Source organism: Burkholderia sp. BCC1985, assembly GCF_905339915.1.
Lineage (GTDB): Bacteria > Pseudomonadota > Gammaproteobacteria > Burkholderiales > Burkholderiaceae > Burkholderia.
On the sequence record NZ_CAJPGY010000014.1, the window covers coordinates 97,813 to 121,780 of the forward strand.

Consider the following 23,968-nt stretch of genomic DNA (forward strand, 5'->3'; position numbering starts at 1 on the left):
GGCTGCCTCCGCGGGGGAGACAGCCGGCTCATGCGATGCGATCGGGCGCCCGGGGGGCGCACCGGTCAGACGCCGCTCTTCAGCACCTTGCCGATCGCATCCGCGACGATGCCGACGTTCGAATCGTTCAGCCCCGCGACGCACATGCGGCCCGAACGCAGGATATACACGCCGTGCACTTCGCGCAGCGCATCGACCTGCGATTCGGTCAGGCCCGTGTACGTGAACATCCCGCGCTGCTTCACGTAGCGCGTGAGGGCTTCGCCGCTGACGTAGTCGCGCAGGCCGTCGTGGATCGACTGGCGCATCCGCGCGATCCGGCGGCACATCGCGGCGAGCTCCTCTTCCCACTGCTTGCGCAGCGCGGGCGTGTTCAGCACGGTCGCGACGACCTTCGCGCCGTAGGTTTGCGGGTTGCTGTAGTTCGAGCGCACCGCGCCGGCCAGCTGGCCCAGCACGCGCTCGGCCGCGGCCGCATCGTCGCAGACGACGCTCAGGCCGCCGACGCGCTCGCCATACAGCGAGAAGTTTTTCGAGAACGAGTTCGCGACGAGTGCCGGCACGCCGCGGCGGGCCAGTTCGCGCACGGCGAACGCGTCCGCGTCGAGGCCAGCGCCGAAGCCCTGGTACGCCATGTCGACGAACGGCAGCAGCCCGCGCGCCTCGATCACGTCGATCAGCTTCTCCCACTGGCCTTCGTCGAGATCGACGCCGGTCGGGTTATGGCAGCACGCGTGCAGCAATACGATGCTGCGCGCCGGCAGCGCGTCGATCGCCGCGAGCATCGCGTCGAACTTCAGGCCGCCCGTCGCTTCGTCGTAGTACGGGTACGTGTTCACCGTGAAACCCGCGCGCTCGAAGATGAAGCGGTGGTTTTCCCAGCTCGGGTCGCTGAGCCACACCTGCGCGTCCGGGAAGTAGCGCTTCAGGAAATCGGCGCCCACTTTCAGCGCGCCCGAGCCGCCCAGCGTCTGCACGGTCGCGATGCGGCCGGCCGCACGCGCCGGATGATCGGCGCCGAACACCAGCGCCTGCACGGCGTCGCGATACGCGGCGAGGCCGACCATCGGCAGGTAAGGCTTCGGGCCGAGGTCGCGCTGCAGCGCGGTTTCGGCTTCGCGCACGGCCCCCATCACGGGAATCCGGCCTTCGGCATCGAAATAGATGCCGATGCTCAGGTTGACCTTCTGATCGCGCGGATCTTTCTGGAAGTTCTCGTTGAGCGTCAGGATCGGATCGCCCGGGTACGCGTCGATGTGTTCGAACATGGCTATGTCGGTCTCGTTTGGAAGAATGGTCGGGATGCCCGTGTCAGCGCGCGGACGCGCCGTCGCGCATCACATAGTCCGCATTCTTCTGACGGAAGCGATACCCGACTGCGAGCACCGCGAGCCATACGGGAATCAGGTACACCGACAGGCGGAGATCCGGCGTCAGGTACATCACGACGAGAATGCCGGCCATGAACGCCAGGCACAGGTAATTCGTGAAAGGATAGCCCAGACTGCGGAACGAAGTCTGCTCTCCGGCGATGCGCTTGGCCTGGCGGAACTTCAGGTGGATCAGCGTGATCATCGCCCAGTTGATGATCAGCGCCGACACGACGAGGCCCATCAGCACCTCGAACGCCTTGCCCGGCATGAAGTAGTTGACCAGCACGCACGCGCCGGTGGCGAGCGCCGACGCGCCGAGCGCGGCGAGCGGAATGCCGCGCTTGTTCACCGAGCACAGCACCTTCGGCGCGTTGCCCTGCTTCGCGAGGCCGAACAGCATCCGGCTGTTGCTGTACACGCCGCTGTTGTAGACCGACAGCGCGGCCGTCAGCACGACCACGTTCAGCACGTTCGCGACCAGGTTGCTGCTCAGCGCGTGGAAGATCAGCACGAACGGGCTGCCGCCGGTGACGACCTTCTCCCACGGATACAGCGACAGCAGCACGGCGAGCGCGCCGATGTAGAAAATCAGGATCCGGTAGATCACCTGGTTGGTCGCGCGCGGAATGCTGTGCTTCGGATCGTCGGCCTCGGCCGCGGTGATGCCGATCAGCTCCAGCCCGCCGAACGAGAACATGATCGCCGCCATGGACATCACGAGCCCCGACACGCCGTTCGGGAAGAAGCCGCCGTGCTGCCACAGGTTCGCGACGCTCGCTTCCGGCCCCGCATGGCCGCTCGCGAGCAGCCAGCCGCCGAAGCCGATCATCCCGACGATCGCGGCGACCTTGATGATCGAGAACCAGAATTCCGTCTCGCCGTACGACTTCACGCTCGCCAGGTTCAGCAGGTTGATCGCGACGAAGAACACCAGCGCCGACACCCAGGTCGGCACGCCGGGCCACCAGTACTGCACGTAGATCCCGACGGCCGACAGCTCGGCCATGCTGACGAGGATGTACAGCACCCAGTAGTTCCAGCCGGACAGGAAGCCGGTGAAGTGGCCGACGTACTTGTCGGCGAAGTAGCTGAACGAGCCGGCGACCGGCTCGTCGACCACCATCTCGCCGAGCTGGCGCATGATGAAGAACGCGACGACGCCGGCCACCGCGTAGCCGAGCAGCACGGACGGGCCGGCCATCTTGATCGTCTGCGCGATGCCGAGGAACAACCCCGTGCCGAGCGCGCCGCCGAGCGCGATCAGCTGGATGTGCCGGTTCTTCAGCCCCCGCTTCAGGCCGTCCTTCTCGTTTCCAGAAACCATGTCTTCTCCATTTTGCCCGCCTCCGCCGGAAGCGGTGCGGCGCGCCTCGGTGTGCCGGGCGCTGTTTTGCTGTGCCGGCGGCCGTTCGTGGAGCCGCCGGGTTGGGGACTGCAATCTTCGCGTGGCGACCCCCGATTCCTGTCGGCGGGCCCGCCATACCGGCCGCCGACCGTCGCTCTTTCCGCCTTGCTGCAGGCGCACACGAAAATCCGGCGTCAGTTTAGCGTCGCGACAGCGAAATCGGGTTGCGTAACCGGCTCATGCAAACCCTACATTATGAGATAAGATTGCACGCGGGAGACAGATGAGGAAACAAAAATGCCTGAACCGGTTCTCGATCGCATCGATCGCCATTTGCTGTCGGTGCTGCAGGAGAACGGCCGTGCGTCGAACCTCGACCTGGCGAAGGCGGTCGGCCTGTCGCCCGCGCAGACGCTGCGACGCCACCGCCGGCTGGAGGAGATCGGCGCGATCCGCCGTTACGAAACCCGTCTGTGCCCCGACACGCTCGGGTTCGGCGTCACCGCGTTCGTGCACGTGACGATGGAGCGCGGGCATATCCGCGACCTGTCGAAGTTCCAGAAACTCGTGTCGGATCTCGCGCAGATCCAGGAGTGTTTCTCGGTGACGGGCGATATCGACTACGTGCTGAAGGTCGTCGCGCGCGACCTGAAGGGGCTGTCCACGTTCCTGCTCGAAACGCTGATGCGGATTCCCGGCGTGAGCGGCGTGCATTCGAGCGTGTGCCTCGACGAGATCAAGTGCACGAGTGCGATGCCGGTGGAAGGCTGATGCGGCGCCGCGCGACCGGCCGGGCGATGCCCGGTTCGGCAGCCGCGCTCAGCGCACCGCTTCGGACGCGCTGATCAGCAACGCCCCGCACGCAATCACCAGACACCCGCCGGCGCGACGCGGCGTCAGCCGCTCGCCGAGATAGACGCGCGCGATCAGCGCCGCGAACACCACGCTCGTTTCGCGCAGCGCCGACACCGGGCCCATCGGCGCACGCTCCATCGCCCAGATCACGATCCCGTATGCGAGCGCCGCGCACACGCCGCCGCATGCGGCCTTCGCCGTTTCACCGACATCCTGCGCGAGCCGCAGCGGCCCCGCCCGCAGCCGGTAGTACGCGGCCATCAGCAAGCCGGTCAGCACGAACATCCACGCCGTATAGCCGACCGTGCTGCCGCTTTCCCGCACGCCGATCCCGTCGACCACGCTGTACGCGGCGATCGATACGCCGGTGGCGAACGCAGTCGGCAGCACCTGCGTCATCCGGTGCCGCGCGCCGCGGCCGCGCTCCAGCCCGATCGCCATGATGCCGGCGCAGATCAGCACGAGCCCGCCTTGCGCACCCGCGTTCAGGCGCTCGCCCGCGAACGCCGCGGCGCCCAGCGTGATGAGCAGCGGCGCGGTGCCGCGTGCGACCGGATACGCGACGCTCAGGTCGCCGTGCTCGTAAGCGCGCACCAGCAGCAGCGTATAGACGACGTGGAGCACCGCCGACGCGACGACGCAGGCCCAGCTCGCCGGCGTGATCGGCACGGCGGCCGGCAGGAACAGCAGCGCGAACAGCCCGATCGCGATCTGCAGCACCGTGGCCGAGCGCAACCGGTCGCCGCTGCTGCGCACGAGCGCATTCCACGACGCATGCAGGAAGGCCGCGCACAGGACCGCAAACAGAACGGGAATCGGCACGTTGAGTCCTCGCTGACGGCCGGCAACGCGAAATCGTCGCCGCGGGCCAACCATCGTATGAATGCGTCACACGCTTGTCAAAAAAGAACGCGGCCCGGCACCCCACGAACCGGCCCGCCGCGCGCTGCCGCCCGCCCCGCGCGGCATGCGCGGCCGTGACCGTGCGCGCCGCCGAATGTGTCGCCCAGGTTGCATCCGCGTGGCCCCTTTCCGCTTTCTTTCGCGCCGCGCCGCGCCGTAATGGAATCGATACCGCGGCGCAACCGTCGCGAAACCGGTCCGCCCCCATATCTTCATACCGAACTGCTTCAATGCCGGTGCTTTATCGCGTTCCGCGCCGGACCGACACGGCGACGGGGCCGATCTTCACCGTCGAAAGCCTACCTGGAGTTTCCCGATGTTCCGTCAAGCCTTGCTCGTCACCGCCTGCGCAGCCGCGGCGCTTGCGCTGTTCGCCTGCGGCGGCAGCGACGATCCCACCTCGACGCCCGCCGTGTCGTCGCAGGACGCGCTGCAGACCGCCACGCCGATCAAGCACGTCGTCGTGATCTACGGCGAAAACGTGTCGTTCGACCACTACTTCGGTACCTACCCGAACGCGTCGAACCCGTCCGGCGAACCGGCCTTCAACGCGAAGCCCGGCACGCCGGCGATCAACGGGCTGACGGGCACGCTGCTCACCGCGAACCCGAACTTCACGAACACGGCCAACGGCACCGACGCCGCGAACCCGTTCCGCCTCGACCGCACGCAGGCCGCGACCGCCGACCAGAACCATGCGTACACGGCCGAGCAGCAGGCCGAGGACAACGGCCTCGCCGACCTGTTCCCGAAGTACACGGGCAAGGGTTCGTCCGGCGGCGCCGGCGCGTTCGGCACGAAGGGCCAGGTGATGGGCTACTTCGACGGCAACACCGTGACCGCGCTGTGGAACTACGCGCAGCGCTTCGCGATGAGCGACAACGCGTACACGACGGTCTACGGCCCGTCGACGCCGGGCGCGCTGAACGTCGTGTCGGGCCAGACCAACGGGATGCAGATCGTCAAGACGTCGAAGCAGCCGTCGACGCTCGCCGCCACCTCGTACTACATCAACGACGGCCAGGGCGGCTTCACGATGATCAACGACGTCGACCCGGGCTTCGACGTGTGCTCGAGCACGACCGACCAGGCGATGATGAGCGGCAAGAACATCGGCGACCTGCTGAACGGCGCGAAGATCACGTGGGGCGGCTTCATGGGCGGCTTCAACCTGTCGACGACCAACAGCAACGGCACGACCGGCTGCAGCCGCAGCACGGTCGCCACCGCCGTGAACGCCGCGACGACCGACTACATCCCGCACCACAACTGGTTCCAGTACTACGCGTCGACCGCGAACCCGCAGCACACGCGCCCGAGCGCGGTCGCGGCGATCGGCTCGAGCTTCGAAGCCGACGGCAAGACGGCCGAACCGGCGAACCACCAGTACGACACCGACGACTTCTTCGCGGCCGTGAAGGCCGGCAACTTCCCGTCGGTCAGCTTCCTGAAGGCGCCGGCCGCGCAGGATGCGCACGCCGGCTACTCGGATCCGCTCGACGAGCAGGCGTTCGTGACGAAGGTCGTCAACTTCCTGCAGCAGCAGCCCGACTGGCAGAACACGGCCGTGATCGTCACCTATGACGACTCGGACGGCTGGTACGACCACGCGTACACGGCACCGACCCGCGCGTCGTCCGACGCGGTCGACCAGGTGAACGGCAACGGCAAGTGCGGCTCGGGCGGCACCACCGGCGTGAACGGCGGCACGGTGAATGGCCGCTGCGGCCCGGGTGTGCGCATTCCGCTCGTCGTGATCTCGCCGTACGCGAAGCAGAACTACGTCGACCACACGTTGATCGACCAGGCGTCCGTCGTGCGCTTCATCGAGGACAACTGGCTCGGCGGCCAGCGCATCGGCGGCGGTTCGTTCGATGCGACGGCCGGCGACCTGCGCGGGCTGTTCGACTTCTCGTCGAAGCCGAACACGGCGCCGCTGTATCTCGATCCGGCGCAAGGCACCGTGCTGAGCGCGGCGCCGTCGATCTGACCGGCATCGCGTAACCGGTCGCAGCAGGCAACAGCAGGCCGGCGCATCGTGCGCCGGCCGTTTCCGTTTAACGCGCCGCTTTCACACGGTGCCCGATTTTCGACCGACAGCATGACAGCTCGTCCCGCGTTCCCGTCTCCCGACGCATCCGGCGGCGCCGCGCCGCGTTCCCCTGCCCGCGTGCTGCGCCGCGCGGCGTTCGTGCTCGGCGCGGCCGTGTTCGCTTATGGCGCATTCGCGATCGCGTTTCCGGCCCGTACGCCGGCGGCGATCGGCGACGTCGTCGCCGACTGGACGGGTGCGAATCCGCATCCGGTCGTACTGCAGCGCCCAGCCGCGCAGCCGTTGTCGGCGGTCGCACAGCTCGGGCGCGCGCTGTTTGCCGATCCGTCGCTGTCGGCATCCGGCAAGCAGTCGTGCGCGTCGTGCCACAGCCCCAATCATGCGTACGGGCCGCCGAACGGGCTCGACGTGCAGCCGGGCGGCCTCGCGATGACGCAGCAGGGCTACCGCCCGCCGCCGTCGCTGATGTACCTGTATCGCCAGCCCAACTTCAGCATCGGCCCCGATGCCGGCGAAAACGACGCCGCGCCGAGCGTCGCGCAGCAGGCGGCATCCGCGGCCGGCGTAGTCAAGGCGCAGAAGGTGGCCGGCACGTCGGCCGCGCCGCAGCTCGTGCCGCAAGGCGGGATGTTCTGGGACGGCCGCGCCGATACGTTGCAGCAGCAAGCGTTCGGGCCGCTGCTGAATCCGGTCGAGATGGCCAATGCGAGCATCGACGACGTCGTGCGCAAGCTCGCGCAGTCGCCGGATCGCGCGCAGTTCGAGCAGCTGTTCGGGCCACGCGTGTTCTCCACGCCGCAGCTCGCGGTGTCGGAGGCGATGTTCGCGATCGCGCGCTATCAGGTCGAGGATCCGTCGTTCCATCCGTACAGCAGCAAGTACGATCGCTGGCTCGAAGGCCGCGCGCGCCTCACGCAGGCCGAGTTGCGCGGGCTGAAGCTCTTCAACGATCCGGACAAGGCGAATTGCGCGGGCTGCCACCTGTCGAAGCCCGGCAAGGACGGCTTGCCGCCGATGTTTACCGACTACCAGTACGAGGCGCTCGGCGCGCCGCGCAACAAGGCGCTCGCGCAGAACCGCAACCCGGCGTTCTTCGATCTCGGCGTGTGCGGGCCGTTCCGCGCGGACCTGAAGGACCAGACGCAATACTGCGCGATGTTCCTCACGCCGACGCTGCGCAACGCGGCGACGCGCCACGTGTTCTTCCACAACGGCGTGTTCCATACGCTCGACCAGGTGATGGCGTTCTACAACGAACGCAGCATCTCGCCGCAGAAGTTCTATCCGCGCGGCGCGGACGGCAAGGTCGACGTGTACGACGACATCCCGGCGAAGTACCGCGCGAACGTCGACGTGACGGATGCGCCGTTCGATCGCAAGCCCGGCGACCAGCCCGCGATGACCGAGCAGGACATCAAGGATATCGAAGCGTTTCTCGGCACGCTGACCGACGAGCCGGCACGCTGACGGCTGGCCCGCCGCCGCTTTTGGTCAGCGCTGCGCGCGGATGCAGAGGAACGCCGGCGCCAGCGACAGCTCCGCATGGAGCCGCTCCGACACGGCCTTCATCTCGGGCAGCGGCGTCGGTTCGACGAACCGGTCGAGCCGCCAGCCGGCGTCGGCGAGCGCGTTCAGGATGTCGGCAAGCGGCCGGCGCCACGCTTCGACATAGGGCTTCGGTTCGCCGAAACCCGACCAGTGGAAGCCGAAACGGCTCGTATCGAAGTACGTGGCGCCCCCGCGTGTACGCTCGTCCATCCAGTCGCGCATCGGGTGCGCCATCGAGAACACGAGCGTCCCGCCGGGCCGTGCGACGCGTCTGAATTCACGCAGCGTCGGTGCGAGGTCGCGCACGTAGTCGAGCGCGAGCGAGCACAGGATCTTGTCGAACGACGCGTCGGGCAGCCACGCGAGCGGCACCTCCAGGTCGCCCTCCACGACGTCGACCGTGAGGCCTGCGCAGCGCGTTTGCGCGAGCGCGACCATCTCGGGCGTGATGTCGAATGCGTGGACGGTCGCGCCGTGGCGCGCGAGATGCGCGCTGCAGATGCCGGGCCCGCAGCCGGCGTCGAGCACCGTCAGGCCGTCGACGTCGCCGAGCAGCGCCATCGTTGCCGGACGCTCGTAGAGTGCGTTGTGCGCCTTGGTCGGCGCGATGTCCGCGTAGCGTTGCGCGAAGCTCGCGTAAGCGCGGCGGGCGGGAGGTTCGGTCGGGTCGGTCATGCGGCGTCCGTCGGGGGAAAGGCGGCAGGCCGATTCTGCCCGATCGAACGATGGATGGCGACCCGCCCCTCGCGCCGGCGTCAGGACAGGCTGTCGAGCAGACGATACCAGGCGACCCCGGCCGCGATATAGAAGCGCTGCAGCCCGTGCAATGGAATCGGTCGGATCGGCGTGACCCGGAACGGCAGCGGCAGTTGCGCATCGCCCGACAGATGCGCGGCCAGATGTTTGCCGAGCGTCGTCGCCATCGCGATACCGCGACCGTTGTAGCCGAGCGCGATCGTCACGCCCGGCGCGGGCTCGTGCACGTGCGGCAGGAAATCCGCGGTGATCGCGACGCGCCCCGCCCAGCGGTATTCGAACCGGACGCCCTTCAGTTGCGGATAGAGCAGCGTCGTCGCGCGCTCGAGATGGCGCCAGTCGCCCGGCGCACGCGGTTCGGCGAACGGGCCGCGGCCGCCCATCAGCAGGCGCCCGGCGGCGTCACGGCGGAAATACAGCAGCAGACGCCGCGCATCCGATGCGACTTCGCCGCCGGCGAGGATGTCGCGACCAAGCTCCGGCGCGAGCGGTTCCGTCGCGACGATGAAACTGTTCGCGGCGATCACCGACTGGCGCAAGCCGGGCCACAGCCCGTCCGTGTAGCCGTTGGTCGCGATCACGACGCGCTGGGCGGACAGCGTCGCGCCGCCCGACGTCGCGATCCGCCAGCGGCCGTCGACGCGCGTCAGCCCGACGGCGCGGGTCGAGCCGTGCACGACGGCCCCGCTCGCCTGCGCGGCGCGCACCAGGCCGCGCGTATAGCTGAGCGGCTGCACGCTGCCCGCGCGGCGATCGATCCAGCCACCCGCATACGCATGCGTGCCGAGCCGTCGCGCGACGTCGTCGCGGCCGAGCACCTCGACCGGTGCACCGCGCGCGGCCCATTGCTGCGCCCGGCGTGCGACCGTGTCGAGCATCGCGGCGGTCGGCGCCGGCTGGATCCAGCCGTGGCGACGCGCATCGCAGTCGATCGCATGCCGCGCGATCAGGTCGAACACGGTGTCGGCCGCGCCGCCGACGATGCCGGCAAGCTGCTCGCCGGCCGTATCGCCGAACCGGCGCACCAGTTCGTCCGGGTCGTATTTCAGCCCGGGAATCACCTGCCCGCCGTTGCGGCCCGACGCGCCCCAGCCCGGCTGCGCGCCGTCGATCACGCGAACGTTCACGCCGCGCTCGGCCAGGTGAAGTGCGGTCGACAGGCCCGTGAAGCCGGCGCCGACGATCGCCACGTCGCACGACACGGACGCGTCGAGCGCGGGCGTATCGGGTGCCGGCGCGGCGGTCGCCGCCCATAGCGAATCCGGCCACGGCGAGTCGGGCCGTCCGGGTGCCGCGTTCGTTGCACTCATGTTCGATCCGGGTTGTCGGCGCCGTCCGACGCCAGCAGGCGGCGCAGGAATTCCTGCGTGCGGGGATGCGTCGGCTGCGTCAGCACGGCGCGCGCCGACCCGCTTTCGCAGATGGTGCCGTCGTGGAGGAAGCACACGCGATCGGCCACCTCGCGTGCGAACGCCATCTCGTGCGTGACGACCACCATCGTCATTCCGTCGCGGGCGAGCCCGCGCATCACGCCGAGCACTTCGCCGACGAGTTCGGGGTCGAGCGCCGACGTCGGCTCGTCGAACAGGATCGCCTGCGGCTCCATCGCGAGCGCGCGTGCGATCGCGACGCGCTGCTGCTGGCCGCCCGACAGCTCCGACGGATACGCATTCATCCGGTGCGCGAGCCCGACCTTGTCGAGCAGCGCGCGGGCCTGCTCGCGCGCTTGCGCGGCCGGCCTACGACGCACGTGCACCGGCCCTTCCATCACGTTCTCGAGCGCCGTGCGGTGCGCGAACAGATTGAAGCGCTGGAACACCATGCCGACGCGCATCCGGAGCTCGTGGATGCGCTTCGAATGTGCGTCGACCTTCACGCCGTCGATCGTGATCGACCCTTCGTCGTAGGTCTCGAAACCGTTGATACAGCGCAGCACGGTCGACTTGCCGGAACCGGACGGCCCGATCAGGCACACGACTTCACCCTGCTGCACGTCGAGGCTCACGCCCTTCAGCACCGCGTGTTGCTGAAACCGCTTGTGTATCGAATCGATCGTGATCATGCGCCCCTCCTCAGTGCGAGCCGCTTGCCGAGCCGGTTCACGCCGAACATCAGCGGCAGGCCGAGCGCGAGATACAGCAGCGCGACGAGCGTGTAGACGCTCATGTTCTGGAACGTCGACGACGCGATCAGTTGGCCGGCGCGCGTGATTTCCGCGACCGTGATCGTCGACGCGACCGATGAATCCTTCAGCAACATCACGAGCGTATTGCCGTACGGCGGCAGCGCGATGCGGAACGCCTGCGGCAGCACCACGCGCCGCATGATCATCGGGCCGCGCATGCCGATTGCGTGCGCGGCTTCGATCTGGCCGCGATCGATCGCCTCGATGCCGGCGCGGAAGTTCTCGGCCTGGTACGCCGAATACGCGATGCCAAGGCCGAGCACGCCGGCCTGGAACGCCGACAGTTGCACGCCGAGATCGGGCAGCACGAAGTACATGTAGAACAGCTGCACGATGATCGGCAGCCCGCGGATCACGTTGACGATCGTGCTGCCGGCCGTCGACACCGCCCGGTTGCGCGACACTTTCATCAGCGCGAGGATCAGTCCGAGCACCGAGCTGAGCACGAACGCGCATGCCGTGATCTCGACGGTGATCACCGCGCCCTTCAGCAGGATCGGCAGGAAATCGATCGCGTTCTGAAAAAACATGAGGTCTCCTATGCGACGCCCGAACGGCGCGCCGCGGTGGATGCCCGCGACGCGCGGGCGATGCCGGACGGGAATCGGGCGCCGGTGCTCAGCTCATGTGCCACTTCTGCAGGATCTGCTGCAGCGTGCCGTCGCTCTTCATCTTGCGGATCGCGCCGTTGAGCTGTTCGAGCGTCGCGGTGTCGCCTTTGCGCACGATGAAGCAGACCTGCCCCTTCACCACGCTCTGGTATTCCGGCACGAGCCGCACCTGGCGATTGACGCCGTGCTCGATCTGGTACGCGACGATCGGCTGGTCGGCGAAGCCGGCCTTGATGCGCCCGAGTGCGACGTCGCGCATGATGTCGGCGATCGAATCATAGGTCCGGACTTCCTTGAAGATGCCCTTCTTGTTGAGCGCATCGACGAACGCGGTGCCGACCTGCGCGCCGACCACCTGCCCGTTGAAATCGTCCATCGACGTATAGCGGCCCGGATCGTCAGCCTTCACGATCAGGCCTTCGCCGAACGAGTAGACGGTGTCGGAGAAATCGACGACCTGCTGGCGCGCCGGCGTCTTCAGCATCGCGGCCGAGATGATGTCGATCTTCTGCGTGGTGAGCGACGGGATCAGCGCCGAGAACACGGTCTGCTGCACGTCGACGCGAAACCCGGCCGACTTCCCGGCCGCGGTGATCGCATCGACCATCATCCCCTGGATCGAATTGCTCTTGACGTCGAGAAACGTGAACGGCACGCCGGTGGCCGTCGCGCCGACCTTCAGCGTGGGCTCGGCCGCAACGGCGCTCGCAGAAGCCGTCGAGAGTGCGATACAGGTGGCGAAACCGGCGGCCAGTGCGCCGAACCGCTTGATGAACGAAACCATGACGTCTCCTTCTCGATTAACCCGGTGCGTCGGCCGGCCGCTGATCGACACTGCGACGATGACCCGATCTTAAAACGAATCAAAAATATCGCGAAAAGATTTTTGTGTATCGATATTCGATACGATAGGATGCGATATCGAATCGATCACGCCCCTCGCCATGGAAACGTCATCCGATCAATCAAACGATCTGCTGTTCAATCAGTCGCTGGAAAAAGGGCTCAACGTGCTGCGCGCGTTCAGCGCGAAGCGGCGCACGATGACGCTGGCGGAAGTGGCCGACGCGGCAGGGATCACGAAAAGCTCCGCGCAGCGGATGGTCTATACGCTCGAGCAGCTCGGTTACATCCGCAAGCATCCGATCACGCGGCGTTTTCAGCTCACGCCGCACGTGATGCGGATCGGCTTCAACTATCTCGCGGCCGATACGTTGATCGACGTCGCGAATCCGTTCCTGTCCGAGCTCACGAACCTGACCGGCGAGACCACCAATCTCACCGAGCCGGACGACGACGAAATGGTCTACGTCGCGCGTTTCGTATCGACGAAGTTCGTGCCGATCCACATGCCGATCGGCAGCCGTATCCCGATGTACTGCACTGGCAGTGGCCGTGCGTTCCTGAGCGCGTTGCCGCCGGAAGAAGCGCGTGTGCGGCTCGACGGCATGGTGCGTACGCCGCATACGCCGCGTACGGTCACGGCGCTCGACGAGCTCGTCGCATTGCTCGACGGTGCACGGCGCGAAGGCTACGCGACCAACCAGGAAGAACTGTTCATCGGGGACATGTCGATTGCCGCGCCCGTGCTCGGCAGCCAGGGGCAGCCGGTCGCGGCCGTGCACGTGGTCGCGCCGACGAGCCGCTGGACGTTCGACGATGCGCGCCGCAAGCTCGCGCCAGCGGTGATCGACTGCGCACGCGGAATCAGCAATTCGATCCGGACGCTTGAATAGCGTCGGCGAAACGGCATACGGCGCGCCGTTGCATTGCGCAACGGCGTCTTATCGCTACTGCGGCTTCGGCGAATGCTCGATCCGATAGGTGCTGTTCGGGCGTAATACGTGCTGCTTCGCGGCGGCGTCCCGTTCCTTGCCGTGATATAGATCGATGCACTTCAGCGGCGCAGCCCGCGCGCCGCAGCCTGTGCCGAGGAGGGCTACCGGGTCGCCGTCACCGGCGTGGCGACGGCCGCGACCGCCCCCATCCGCCCCTCCACCACCCACTGCGCGAACCGGTACGCAACCAGCGAGCCCGCCACGGCCAGCAGCATCGGCACCAGGCTGTCGTGATTCGCGCGCGTGAATTCGAGCAGCAGCACGACGGCCGTGATCGGCATCTGCATCGACGCGGCGAGGAACGCGGTCGCGCCGACCAGCGCGCATCCGCCGATCGACGCGCCCGGCCACACGAGGCTCCACAGCCCGCCGAGCACGACGCCGAGCAGCGCGCCGTTCGCGAGACCGGGCGTCAGCAGCCCGCCCTCCGCCCCCGCGCGCAGGCTGCCCGCCTCGATCGCCACCTTCAGCACGAGCAGCGTCGCCGCGAGCCCGATCGTCAGCGTGCCGTCGAAGCCCATCGAAGCCGGCCCCTTGCCGTTGCCGAGCAGTTGCGGAAAGCGCATCGCCAGCACGCCGATCACCGCAAAATTGACCAGCGCGAGCACCGGCAGCAGCCGGCCCTTCGGCGCATCCGCCCGTGCGCGGCTCGTGAGCCGCACGAAGCCGTACGCGGCGAAACCGAACAGCGGTCCGCAGACGATCGACCACGCGACGAGCGGCGTGCTCAGCACGAACGCAGGCACCGTGTACTGATGTTCGTTGCCGAGCCCGATCCATGCGACGGCCGCCGCGATCGCCGACGTGACGACGGCGACCACCAGCGCGCGCAGTTCGAACGTGCCGAGCAGCACTTCGAGCACGAACACCGCACCGCCGAGCGGCACGTTGTAGACGGCGGCGAGCCCGGCACCCGCACCGCACGCGACCATCAGCCGGCAGTCGGCGGGCGTCAACCCCGCGCGGTGCGCGAGCTGCCCGGCCAGCAGCGAGCCGATCTCGCGCGGCGCGACTTCGCGGCCGAGCGGCGAACCGAGCGCGACGGTGACGATCTGCAGCAGCGCGTGCACCGTCGTGCTGACGAACGGCATCCGCGGATCGGCGGCACGCACCGCACGGCGGATGCTGACGAGCGGCCGGCCATAGCGGTACAGCGCCCACCAGCCGCCGCCCGCGACGAGCCCGCAGACGACGAGCACCGCGAGCCGGCGCTGCGCGTCGGCCTGGCTCACGCCGGTAAGGAAGCTCTCGGTGCCGACCACGTGCGCGAGGCTGTAGCCGTACGCGACGTGCTGGATCGCGTGCAGCAGCAGCGCGAGCAGCATCCCGCCGACGCCCGCGCCGACGCCGGTCAGGATCGTGACGGCAGCCATCCGCGCGAACGGACTGGCGGACGGCGAGGAAGACACGGGAGCAGACGGGAGATCGAGGCGCATGAGGTCGGCGGACGATGATCGACAAGACGGCGCGCACCATGCACGCCGCCGTCAGGACCGCATCGTAGGCGTCGATCTCTCATGAGACAAACGTATTTTTCTGATCAACTCATGCATTCAGCGCATACAAGAAAGACGGCAGTTCCCGACGGGGCGTGCCGCCGTGCGCCGCCGTCGCCGCAGCCGCGTCACTCCGGATACGTGACGCGCTCCGGCTCGCGCCGCATGATCACCTTCCCGTGGCGCACCGACAGCGTGGCCTTCACCTGCCGGCGCACGGCTTCATAGTCGCTGTCGGCATCGAGCACGACCAGGTTCGCCGGCCGCCCGACCGCGATCCCGTAGCCGTCGCCGAGATGCATCGTCGTCGCGCTGTGATCGGTCACGAAGTCGAGGCAGCGCTGCAGGTCCTGGTAGCCCATCATGTGGCAGATGTGCAGGCCGGCGTCGAGCACGCGCAGGATGTTGCCGTTGCCGAGCGGATACCAGGGATCCTTGATCGAATCCTGTCCGAAGCACACGTTCAGGCCCGCGCGATCGAGTTCCGCTACGCGCGTGAGCCCGCGCCGCTTCGGAAACGTGTCGAAGCGCCCCTGCAGATGAATGCTCTCGGTCGGGCATGACACGAAGTTCAGGCCCGCGCGCTTCAGCAGCCGGAACAGCTTCGAGCAATACGCGTTGTCGTACGAGCCCATCGCGGTCGTGTGGCTCGCGGTCACGCGCGCGCCCATGCCGCGCACGCGCGCCTCTTCCGCGAGGACTTCCAGAAAGCGCGAATGCGGATCGTCGGTCTCGTCGCAGTGCACGTCGACGAGGCAGCCAGTGCGCTCGGCCAGCTCCATCAGGAAGCGGATCGAGCTGACGCCCTGCTCGCGCGTGTTCTCGAAATGCGGGATCCCGCCGACGACGTCCGCGCCGAGTTCGATCGCCTGCGCCATCAGCGCGCGGCCGCCGTCGAACGACTCGATGCCTTCCTGCGGAAACGCGACGATCTGCAGGTCGATCAGCCCGCGCGCCTCGTCCTTCACTTCGAGCATCGCCTTCAGCGCGGCCAGCGTCGGATCGGTGACGTCGACGTGGGTGCGCACGTGCTGGATGCCGTGATCGCGCAGCATGCCGATCGCCGCATGCGCGCGCGCCTTCGTGTCCTCGTGCGTGATCGTCGCCTTGCGCTCGGACCAGCGCTCGATGCCCTCGAACAGCGTGCCGCTCATGTTCCAGGCCGGCTCGCCGGCCGTGAGCACCGCATCGAGATGGATATGCGGTTCGACGAGCGGCGGAATTGCGAGACGGCCGCCCGCATCGACATCGCCGGCGCCAACCGATGTGACCGGCGCGGCCTGCGCGTCGATCCGCGCGATCCGGTCGCCGTCGATGCCGATCGTGAACAGCCCGTCGCGGCCGCGCAGGCGTGCATTGAAGAGGTTCATGGTGGGTCCAGGCGTCATGCGGCGTCAGCGCGCCGCGTGGTGGGGAAAAACCGGCTCCTGCGATGCGTGCCGCGCTTATTTGAAAGCCTCGATCGCCAGGCCGGTCGCCGCGCTCATCTCGTCGTTCGTCACGTCGCGCACGTGCTTGCCGAACGTCCACACGTGCCGGCCGGGATCGCGCGCGCGATACATGCGATCGCCGTAGAACTGGTCGGCCGGCGCCTGCAGGATCTCCGCGCCGGCCGCACGTGCGCGTTCGCAGTGCGCGTCGATGTCGGCGTCGTCGGGAAGATGCACGTGGACGTGCTGCGTGTTCCGGTCGCCCGTGTCCTGCGGCGACGCGATGAAGTCGGCCCACGCGCCGCCGATCATGACGAGACCGTCGCCGAATCTCATTTCGGCGTGCGCGATGTCGCCTTCCGGCGTGGTGACGACCAGCGCGCGCTCGAAGCCGAATGCGCGTTCGAGCCATGCGAGCGCGGCATTCGGGTCGCGGTAGCACAGCGCGGCACTCAAGGAAGGACGGCGCGGCGTGGTCATCGGGGGCTCCGGATCTCGGCAATGGTCTGCCCATTCTCCACGCGCGCGGCGCGGCGATCAACTCCCGCGCCGGCGACGCGCGTGTTGTCAATGCGCGACACGGCATGCGCGGCCGCCCGACCGCTCGCGTCGCGCCATCGGCGAAAACGCACGCCGTCCGGCCTCCGGACCGATTTGTGAACGCCGTGTGACGCACTCTTGCGCAGCTCGCAACGGTGTACTCGCGCGCCTGCGGCCGGAATCGCGCGACCCCGCCACTACACTTGCGCCGAACTTTGGTCACCCGTCCCACACAGCAGGAGCTGTTACATGCACAAAACGAACAAAACCCTGATTGCCGCCGCATCGGCCGCCGCACTCTTCGCCCCGCTCGCGCACGCCCAGAGCTCGGTCACGCTGTACGGCCTGATCGACGCCGGCATCGCGTACACCAACAACGCCGGCGGCGCATCGCTGTGGCGCATGACCTCCGGCACGGTCAACGGCAGCCGCTTCGGCCTGCGCGGCACGGAAGATCTCGGCGGCGGCCTGAAGGCGCTGTTCGTCCTGGAGAACGGCTTCAACGTGAACAACGGCGCGCTCGGGCAGGACGGCAAGCTGTTCGGCCGCCACGCGTATGTCGGCCTGACCAGCAGCGGCTACGGCACGCTGACGCTCGGCCGCCAGTACGACACGATGGTCGACTTCGTCGCGCCGCTGTCCGCGACGGCCGGCGACTTCGGCGATACCGGCTTCGCGCATCCGTTCGACAACGACAACCTGAACCACTCGGTGCGCATCAACAACGCGGTGAAGTACACGAGCGACACGATCGCGGGCTTCAAGGTCGGCGCGCTGTACGGCTTCTCGAACTCCACGAACTTCGCCGGCAACCGCGCGTACAGCGTCGCGGCGAGCTACACGAACGGCCCGCTGAAGCTGGCCGGCGCGTACCTGCAGATGAACGGCACGAAGGGCTCGACGAGCGCGAGCCCGGGCGCGACCGACGTGGCCGAAGCGAAGAGCGTGAGCCAGGGCGGCTGGTCGGTGGGCGCGGACCGCATGCGCTCGTACGGCGGCGGTGTCAGCTACGTGTTCGGTCCGGCGACGGTCGGCTTCGTCTATACGCGCTCCCAGTACGACAACTCGGGCTCGTTCGGTTCCACCGGCCAGGTCGCGTTCAACAACTACGACGTGAACGTGCGCTATGCGGTGACGCCGGCCGTCAGCCTCGGCGCGGCCTACGTGTACACGGACGCCAGCGTGTCGAACCCGGACAGCAAGCACGGCACCGATCCGAAGTGGCACCAGGTCGACCTGCAGGCCGTGTACAAGCTGTCGCGCCGCACCGACCTGTACGCGGAAGCGATGTACCAGCACGCGTCAGGCCGCGGCTACCACGCCTTCATCAACACGTCGGGCGGCGCCTCGAGCACCGCGAACCAGATCGTCGGCACGATCGGCATGCGCACGCGGTTCTGAGTTCCGCGCCGCGTGAGCGCCCGTCGCCCGTCCGCCGGGACCCTGTCCTGGCGGACGGGCGACGGGCGCTGTGGGCGACCTGCACCAATGTTGTTCCATCTGGAAAGCTGCCTGCCCGGAATCGGGGTTTTTGTGCGCGCGTGTGCTGCATAGACTGGCATCGACGGTTCGGATCGCGCGTCGATCACCGGACCGGCCGCACACCCCGTCTACTGGAGAACATCGTGAAATCGCTCGTCGTTACCGCCGCCGCCGCCGTCCTGCTTGCCGCACCGGCCCTGTCGTTCGCTCAGTCCGCCAAGGCGCCCGTCACGCGCGCCCAGGTGCTGCAGGAGCTCTACGACCTCGAATCGGTCGGCTACAACCCGTCGCTCGGCGACGCCGGCAACTATCCGGACGACATCATGGCCGCGCAGGAACGCCTGGCAGCAAAACGGCTCGCCGAGCACAAGGCCGCGCAACGCGCATATGGCCCGGCCGGTGCGGGCGCAACGGAATCGGGCGTGGCGGCAAAGCCCGCGCTGTGAAGACACGCAGCAACGCCGCACCCGCGTGACATGTGTCCTGCGGGCGCGGCGGAAATCGCGCGAACCGGTCCGTCACGATGGATGCGGCCGGACAGCGTGCCGTCCGGCACGCGGCCATCTCGTCTTGGATTCGCGCTCGGGCTGCCTGATCAGGCAGCCTGCGGCTCGCGGTCGATCGCGTTCAGCATCTCGACGTCGCGGGCAATCATCCCCGGCACCTGCGCACGCAGCATCTCGACCCAGGTGCGCACCTTCGCGTCGATGAAGCGGCGCGACGGATACAGCGCATACACGTTCATCTTCTGCAGGATGTGCCCGGGCAGCACCCGCACGAGCGTACCGTCCTGCAGCGCGTCGATCGCCGCATACAGCGGCAGCATGCCGATCCCGATACCGTCGCGGATCGCGAGCGCGAGCGACTCGGCCGTATTGGTCTGCACCGGCCCGGTGACATGGATCTGCTCGATGCCGTCGGCGCCTTCGAGCACCCATTCGTGGGTCGGGAACGCCGGCGTGCAAAGTGTCAGGCACGCGTGCGCGCCGAGATCCTGCGGGCGGACCGGCGCGCCGTGGCGCTTCACGTACTCGGGCGACGCGCACAGGATGCTGAAGGTCGAGCCGAGCAGGTGCGACACGAGCTCCGAGTCGGGCAGCGACGATGCGGTCACGACCGCCATGTCGCTCGTGCCGTCGAACAGGTCGGGCATGCGCTGCGACAGCGACAACTCGATCGACACGTCCGGATATTGCGTGTGGTAGCGCGTGAGCGCGGGCATCACATAGTGATGGCCGACGCTCGCGAAGCTGTGCATGCGCAGCACGCCGGACGGCCGTTCGTGCGCGCAACTCGCCTCCTCCTCGGCGCGATCGACGTCGGCAAGAATCTGGCGGCAGCGCCGCAGATAGCTTTCGCCGGCCGACGTCAGCGCGAGGCGGCGCGTCGAGCGATTCATCAGACGGGTGCGCAGGCGCGCCTCGAGTTCCGACACCGCGCGCGACATCGCGCCGGTCGTCGAATTCAGCGATTGCGCGGCCGCGGTGAAACTGCCCGTCTCGACGACGCGCGTAAACACCCGCATGTTTTGTAGGGTATCCATTCCTGTGAGCCACCTGTAGCGGAGCCGCTATTTTCCTCCAGCGGGTGCGACAGATTGTTACGCGGCCTGCAACTATCGTTTCCCCGTAGCTGCGTTAATGCCCGCGCGCCGCACTCCTACAATCGGCGCCTCACCAGTCGAACGGACCCGTCCGGACGCGCCGCGGCACCGCACGCGCCCCGCTTTTTTTCATGAAGCCACAACCTGCGATCGAGCGACCTGCCATCGAACCGGCACGATGGAGAACCTGGCTCGATCCGCTCGGCGGCACCGCGCGCGACTGGGCCGCGACCGACGGGCTGATCTGGCTGCACCTCGCCAAGACCGTGCTCGCCGCGCTGCTCGCGATGGGGATCGCGATGCGCCTCGAGATGTCGCAGCCGCGCACGGCGATGACGACCGTGTTCGTGCTGATGCAGCCGCTGTCGGGGATGGTGTTCGCGAAGAGCTTCTACCGCATGCTCGGCACGGCGGCCGGCCTCGTCGCCGCGCTCGCGCTCGGCGGGCTGTTCGCGCAGCAGCCGGAGCTGTACATGGCCGGCATCACGCTGTGGGTCGGCGGCTGCATCGCGCTCGCGGTGCGCAACCGCCATTTCCGCTGGTACGGGTTCGTGCTCGCCGGCTACACCGCCGCACTGATCGGCCTGCCCGCGGTGATGACGCCGCAGACGCTGTTCCAGTCCGCGCTCACGCGCGCCGCGGAAGTCGCGCTCGGCATCGCATGCTCCGGCGCGGTCAGCGCGCTGATCCTGCCGCTCAGTTCCGCGAAAGCGCTGATGCGCTCGCTGAGCGCGCGTCATGTGAAGTTCGCGGCATTCGCGGCCGGCGCGCTGTCGGGCGACCTCGCGCGCGGCGACTTCGAGCGGCGCTTCGCCGATTTCGTCGACGAGATCGTCGGGTTCGAGGCCAACCGCGCGTTCGCGTCTTTCGAGGATCCGCACATTCGCGCGCGCAGCCGCCGGCTCGCGCGGCTCAACAGCGAGTTCATGAATGCGTGCACGCGCCTGCATGCGCTGCACCAGCTCGTCAAACGCCTGCGCGCAAACCGGTCGGACGCGGTGCTCGACGCACTCGCGCCGCACATCGATGCGCTCGCGCAGCGGATCACCGCATTGCGCGACGAGCGGCAGCGCGGCATCGCGTCGACCACCGGCGCATTGCTCGAACTGCGCCGCTTTCACGCCGCGTTGCCGAAGGCCGCGCGCGCATCGCGTCGCGCGGTCGAGGATCACGCGGCCGGCGGCCTGCTCGACTTCGATACCGCGATCGAGCTGATGTATCGCTTCATCGGCGAGTATCTCGGCTACGCCGACACCAACGCGTCGCTCGATCGCGACGATCACGCGTTCGAACGCTCGGTCACGCACTACGCGGTGAAGACCAATTCGTTCTTCGTCGGCTTCGCGTTCCTGCGCACGCTCGTCGCCGTCGGCGCGATGAGCGCGTTCTGGCTCACGTCCGAATGGCCGAGCGGCTCACTCGCCGTGATTGCCACCGCGATCGCGTGCGCGCTGAGCTCGACGTCGCCGCGCGCACCGAAGTTCGTCGCGCAGATGGGCGTCGGCGCGGCGTTCGCGACGGCCGTCGGCTACGTGTTCCTCTGTTACGTCTATCCGAACATCGACGGTTTTCCGCTGCTGTGCGCTGCACTCGCGCCGGTGCTCGGCCTCGGCGCGTTTCTCGCGATGCGCCCGGGCCTGTCGGGCTACGGGATCGGCTTCGCGGTGTTCTTCTGCCTGCTCGCGGGCCCCGACAACGCGATCGCGTATACGCCCGAGGTGCTGATCAACAACGGCTTCGCCGTCGTCGTCGCGATGCTCGCGTGCTCGATCGTGTTCGCCGTGGTGTTTCCGACCCACATGCCGTGGCTCACGTCGCGGATCGCGCACGACCTGCGCCGCCAGGTCACGTTCGCGTGCGAAGGCGCGCGCGACGGGCTCGCCGCGCGCTTCCAGTCGAGCACGCACGACCTGATGGCGCAGCTGCGCACGCTGCTCGTCAAGCGCACGCGGCAGCATCGCGACGCGCTGCGCTGGATGCTGTCGACGCTCGAAGTCGGCCATGCGGTGATCGACCTGCGCGACGAGCTGCACGGGTTCTGCGAATCGAAACCGCCGCAGACGCTGCGCTGGACCGCCTCGGTTGACGCGGTGCTGCACGAGCTGCCGCGCTTCTTCGACGATCCGACGCCCGGCCATCATGCGCGCACGCTCAAGTCGGTGAACCTGTCGATTCGCGCCGCACAGCACACGCTGCACGCATGGTACGCGGTGCCCGACGAACGCCACCGCATGCAGCGCATCGTCGGCTGCCTGCACTTCATCCGCAGCGCGCTGCTGGACAAGGATGCGCCGTTCAACCGCCATCGTCATTGAGCGCCGACGAGGGTCGGCGGGAGATCGATGCGTACGCAACGTCACCCTTGTTCCGATTGGAAATAAGCTCTGCACCCGCGGTGATTAATTTCCAGGCAGTGCGAGCCTATAGTTTCCTCACTGCCAGCGAGACTGGCACTGACCCAGGAGAAACCGAAATGAAGCCGCTGCACCTCGCCCTCGTTGCCCTGTCGCTCACCGCCGCCGTCGCGCACGCCCAGAGCGCGCCGGCCGACGTCGCGCAACAACCGGCGAACCGCGCCGAAGCCGTCCAGGCCTCGGGCCGCGTCGATCGTGCGCAATCGAAGCAGGAAGATCCGAACGCATGCGTGGGCCCCGTCAGCTTCTGCAACGTCTACTTCGGCAGCTGAGCATGACGCCGCGTCGTCACGGCCGGGCCCGCCGCGCCCGCATCGCACGTATCGCCTGCGCGCGTGCACGACGAGCCGGCCGATCGCCGCAACGACCCTGCCCGCCACGCCGCTTCGATTGAAGCGGCGCATGCCGTTTCAGGCGCCGCGCCCCGGCCGCCACCCCACTTCGCGCAACGCATCCAGCAAGCGCGCCTGCCCCAGCCCTTCGACCCGCGCGCCGCGCGACTCGACGTCGCTCCCGGCGACCAGCGCATTCACGATCGCTTCCTCCACAGCTTCCGCCGCGGCGACGAACAGTGCGGAGATGTGGTCGTTGTTCACCATCTTCACGGCCGTCGTCGGCGCGCCCTTGCTGCCGTAGTTCGCGGCGGGCAAACCGTCGTTCCCCGTTGCGAACGCAAGGAAAATGTCGCCGCTCGAATCCTCGGTGCCGCCGCCGACGCGTGCCAGCCCGACGCTCGCACGCTGCGCGAGGCGCGTGCATTGATGCGGCAGCAGCGGCGCGTCGGTCGCGATCGTGACGACGATCGAACCCATCCCGGCCTCGCCCTGCCCGTCGGGCGCGCGAAACGGCGAAGGCACGTGCCGCAGCACGTCGCCGACCGGATAACCAGCCACGCGCAGCATCTCGCGCACGCCGTAGTTCGCCTGCACGAGCGCGCCGACGGTCCAGCCGCCCGCGTCGGCCGTCACCACCCGCGACGCGGTGCCGATGCCGCCCTTGAACTCGTGGCAGATCATGCCGGTGCCGCCGCCCACGCCGCCTTCGGCGACCGGCCCCGACTGCGCGGCGGCCAGCGCGCGCAGCACGTGCTCGGCACGCACGTGCTGCCCCCAGATGTCGTTGAGCAGGCCGTCGTAGGTTTCCATCACGACCGGCATGCACCAGTAGACGCGCCCGGCCGCCGCCTCGCGTTCGTTCGCGACCAGCGCATCGCGCACCGCGCCGACGCTGTGCGTGTTCGTATAGGCGATCGGCGTCGTCAGCAGGCCGGCTTCGCGGATCCATTCGAGCCCGGTCGCGTCGCCGTTGCCGTTCAGCACATGGACGCCCGCGAAGCACGGCGAATCGTGCGCGGCACCCGCGCGCGGTTCGATGACAGTCACGCCGGTGCGGATCGATGCATCGCCGTTCTCGACGTTCAGCGTGCAATGTCCGACCCGCACGCCCGGTACGTCAGTGATCGCGTTGAAGCGGCCCGGCGTGCCGAGTCCGATGCAGATGCCGAGATCCCTCGTGCGCATGATGCAATTCCTCCAG

The 23,968-nt window shown here is 68.1% G+C and carries 21 protein-coding genes; 8 read left to right on the plus strand and 13 right to left on the minus strand.

Features of this window, described 5'->3' with window-relative positions; all coding sequences use genetic code 11:
- Positions 1 to 65: 65 nt before the first annotated feature.
- Both U4Z31_RS16580 and U4Z31_RS16585 read right to left on the minus strand, forming a co-directional pair.
- The gene (locus tag U4Z31_RS16580; RefSeq protein ID WP_124484872.1) at positions 66 to 1,268 is read right to left on the minus strand and encodes an amino acid aminotransferase; all 1,203 of its coding nucleotides are present in this window, start codon (positions 1,266 to 1,268) and stop codon (positions 66 to 68) included.
- A gap of 43 nt (positions 1,269 to 1,311) precedes the next feature.
- Positions 1,312 to 2,697 (minus strand): amino acid permease, encoded by a 1,386-nt coding sequence (locus U4Z31_RS16585; RefSeq protein WP_124484873.1) that lies wholly within the window; start codon positions 2,695 to 2,697, stop codon positions 1,312 to 1,314.
- Between the two features lie 318 nt (positions 2,698 to 3,015).
- Here U4Z31_RS16585 and U4Z31_RS16590 point away from each other — a divergent pair, with 318 nt between their 5' ends.
- Positions 3,016 to 3,489 (plus strand): Lrp/AsnC family transcriptional regulator, encoded by a 474-nt coding sequence (locus U4Z31_RS16590; protein WP_044843065.1) that lies wholly within the window; start codon positions 3,016 to 3,018, stop codon positions 3,487 to 3,489.
- Between the two features lie 48 nt (positions 3,490 to 3,537).
- On the opposite strand, the gene U4Z31_RS16595 is transcribed toward U4Z31_RS16590, so the two are convergent.
- Positions 3,538 to 4,449 carry an EamA family transporter gene (locus U4Z31_RS16595; protein WP_321810861.1) on the minus strand — a complete coding sequence of 304 codons (912 nt, stop codon included), beginning with the start codon at positions 4,447 to 4,449 and terminating at the stop codon, positions 3,538 to 3,540.
- 343 nt (positions 4,450 to 4,792) lie between these two features.
- On the opposite strand from U4Z31_RS16595, the gene U4Z31_RS16600 reads away from it, so the two are divergent.
- Together U4Z31_RS16600 and U4Z31_RS16605 are read left to right on the plus strand one after the other, a co-directional pair.
- Positions 4,793 to 6,466 (plus strand): alkaline phosphatase family protein, encoded by a 1,674-nt coding sequence (locus U4Z31_RS16600; protein WP_321810862.1) that lies wholly within the window; start codon positions 4,793 to 4,795, stop codon positions 6,464 to 6,466.
- A gap of 111 nt (positions 6,467 to 6,577) precedes the next feature.
- Positions 6,578 to 7,996, plus strand: a complete 1,419-nt coding sequence (locus tag U4Z31_RS16605) for a cytochrome-c peroxidase (RefSeq protein ID WP_321810863.1) — start codon at positions 6,578 to 6,580, stop codon at positions 7,994 to 7,996.
- Between the two features lie 24 nt (positions 7,997 to 8,020).
- On the opposite strand, the gene U4Z31_RS16610 is transcribed toward U4Z31_RS16605, so the two are convergent.
- From U4Z31_RS16610 to U4Z31_RS16630, 5 genes are all read right to left on the minus strand, one after another.
- Entirely contained in the window at positions 8,021 to 8,752 is a 732-nt protein-coding gene (locus U4Z31_RS16610) for a class I SAM-dependent methyltransferase (RefSeq protein WP_321810864.1), read from the minus strand.
- A gap of 80 nt (positions 8,753 to 8,832) precedes the next feature.
- Complete coding sequence (locus U4Z31_RS16615; RefSeq protein ID WP_321810865.1) at positions 8,833 to 10,143, minus strand: FAD-binding oxidoreductase; 1,311 nt, start codon at positions 10,141 to 10,143, stop codon at positions 8,833 to 8,835.
- Complete coding sequence (locus U4Z31_RS16620; protein ID WP_321810866.1) at positions 10,140 to 10,895, minus strand: amino acid ABC transporter ATP-binding protein; 756 nt, start codon at positions 10,893 to 10,895, stop codon at positions 10,140 to 10,142. The genes U4Z31_RS16615 and U4Z31_RS16620 overlap by 4 nt, the downstream gene beginning before the upstream one ends.
- Entirely contained in the window at positions 10,892 to 11,548 is a 657-nt protein-coding gene (locus tag U4Z31_RS16625; protein ID WP_059690035.1) for an amino acid ABC transporter permease, read from the minus strand. The genes U4Z31_RS16620 and U4Z31_RS16625 overlap by 4 nt, the downstream gene beginning before the upstream one ends.
- An 88-nt stretch (positions 11,549 to 11,636) precedes the next feature.
- Positions 11,637 to 12,413, minus strand: coding sequence for an ABC transporter substrate-binding protein (locus tag U4Z31_RS16630; protein WP_321810867.1), 777 nt, complete (start codon positions 12,411 to 12,413; stop codon positions 11,637 to 11,639).
- Positions 12,414 to 12,573: 160 nt separating this feature from the next.
- Between U4Z31_RS16630 and U4Z31_RS16635 the strand changes: the two genes are divergently transcribed.
- Positions 12,574 to 13,365, plus strand: coding sequence for an IclR family transcriptional regulator (locus U4Z31_RS16635; protein WP_321810868.1), 792 nt, complete (start codon positions 12,574 to 12,576; stop codon positions 13,363 to 13,365).
- A 203-nt stretch (positions 13,366 to 13,568) separates the two neighbouring features.
- On the opposite strand, the gene U4Z31_RS16640 is transcribed toward U4Z31_RS16635, so the two are convergent.
- The 3 genes from U4Z31_RS16640 to U4Z31_RS16650 form a co-directional block, all read right to left on the minus strand.
- A complete protein-coding gene (locus U4Z31_RS16640; protein WP_321810869.1) occupies positions 13,569 to 14,903 on the minus strand; it encodes a chloride channel protein in 1,335 nt (444 codons plus the stop codon).
- A gap of 188 nt (positions 14,904 to 15,091) precedes the next feature.
- Positions 15,092 to 16,333: a cytosine deaminase gene (gene codA, locus U4Z31_RS16645; protein WP_321810870.1), complete on the minus strand. Its 1,242-nt coding sequence runs from the start codon at positions 16,331 to 16,333 to the stop codon at positions 15,092 to 15,094.
- A 75-nt stretch (positions 16,334 to 16,408) separates the two neighbouring features.
- Positions 16,409 to 16,873: a VOC family protein gene (locus U4Z31_RS16650; protein WP_321810871.1), complete on the minus strand. Its 465-nt coding sequence runs from the start codon at positions 16,871 to 16,873 to the stop codon at positions 16,409 to 16,411.
- Positions 16,874 to 17,182: 309 nt separating this feature from the next.
- Here U4Z31_RS16650 and U4Z31_RS16655 point away from each other — a divergent pair, with 309 nt between their 5' ends.
- Both U4Z31_RS16655 and U4Z31_RS16660 read left to right on the plus strand, forming a co-directional pair.
- Positions 17,183 to 18,334, plus strand: coding sequence for a porin (locus U4Z31_RS16655; RefSeq protein WP_321810872.1), 1,152 nt, complete (start codon positions 17,183 to 17,185; stop codon positions 18,332 to 18,334).
- A 224-nt stretch (positions 18,335 to 18,558) separates the two neighbouring features.
- On the plus strand, positions 18,559 to 18,861 hold the full coding sequence (locus tag U4Z31_RS16660) for a DUF4148 domain-containing protein (RefSeq protein ID WP_124484885.1): 303 nt from the start codon (positions 18,559 to 18,561) through the stop codon (positions 18,859 to 18,861).
- 149 nt (positions 18,862 to 19,010) lie between these two features.
- Here the strand turns inward: U4Z31_RS16660 and U4Z31_RS16665 are convergent, their stop codons facing one another.
- Positions 19,011 to 19,958 carry a LysR family transcriptional regulator gene (locus U4Z31_RS16665; protein WP_321810873.1) on the minus strand — a complete coding sequence of 316 codons (948 nt, stop codon included), beginning with the start codon at positions 19,956 to 19,958 and terminating at the stop codon, positions 19,011 to 19,013.
- Between the two features lie 191 nt (positions 19,959 to 20,149).
- Here U4Z31_RS16665 and U4Z31_RS16670 point away from each other — a divergent pair, with 191 nt between their 5' ends.
- Together U4Z31_RS16670 and U4Z31_RS16675 are read left to right on the plus strand one after the other, a co-directional pair.
- The gene (locus U4Z31_RS16670) at positions 20,150 to 22,333 is read left to right on the plus strand and encodes an FUSC family protein (protein ID WP_321810874.1); all 2,184 of its coding nucleotides are present in this window, start codon (positions 20,150 to 20,152) and stop codon (positions 22,331 to 22,333) included.
- Positions 22,334 to 22,491: 158 nt separating this feature from the next.
- A complete protein-coding gene (locus U4Z31_RS16675; RefSeq protein ID WP_044843047.1) occupies positions 22,492 to 22,704 on the plus strand; it encodes a hypothetical protein in 213 nt (70 codons plus the stop codon).
- 138 nt (positions 22,705 to 22,842) lie between these two features.
- Here U4Z31_RS16675 and U4Z31_RS16680 read toward each other — a convergent pair whose 3' ends face one another.
- Positions 22,843 to 23,952: a P1 family peptidase gene (locus tag U4Z31_RS16680; RefSeq protein WP_321810875.1), complete on the minus strand. Its 1,110-nt coding sequence runs from the start codon at positions 23,950 to 23,952 to the stop codon at positions 22,843 to 22,845.
- Positions 23,953 to 23,968 lie beyond the last annotated feature (16 nt).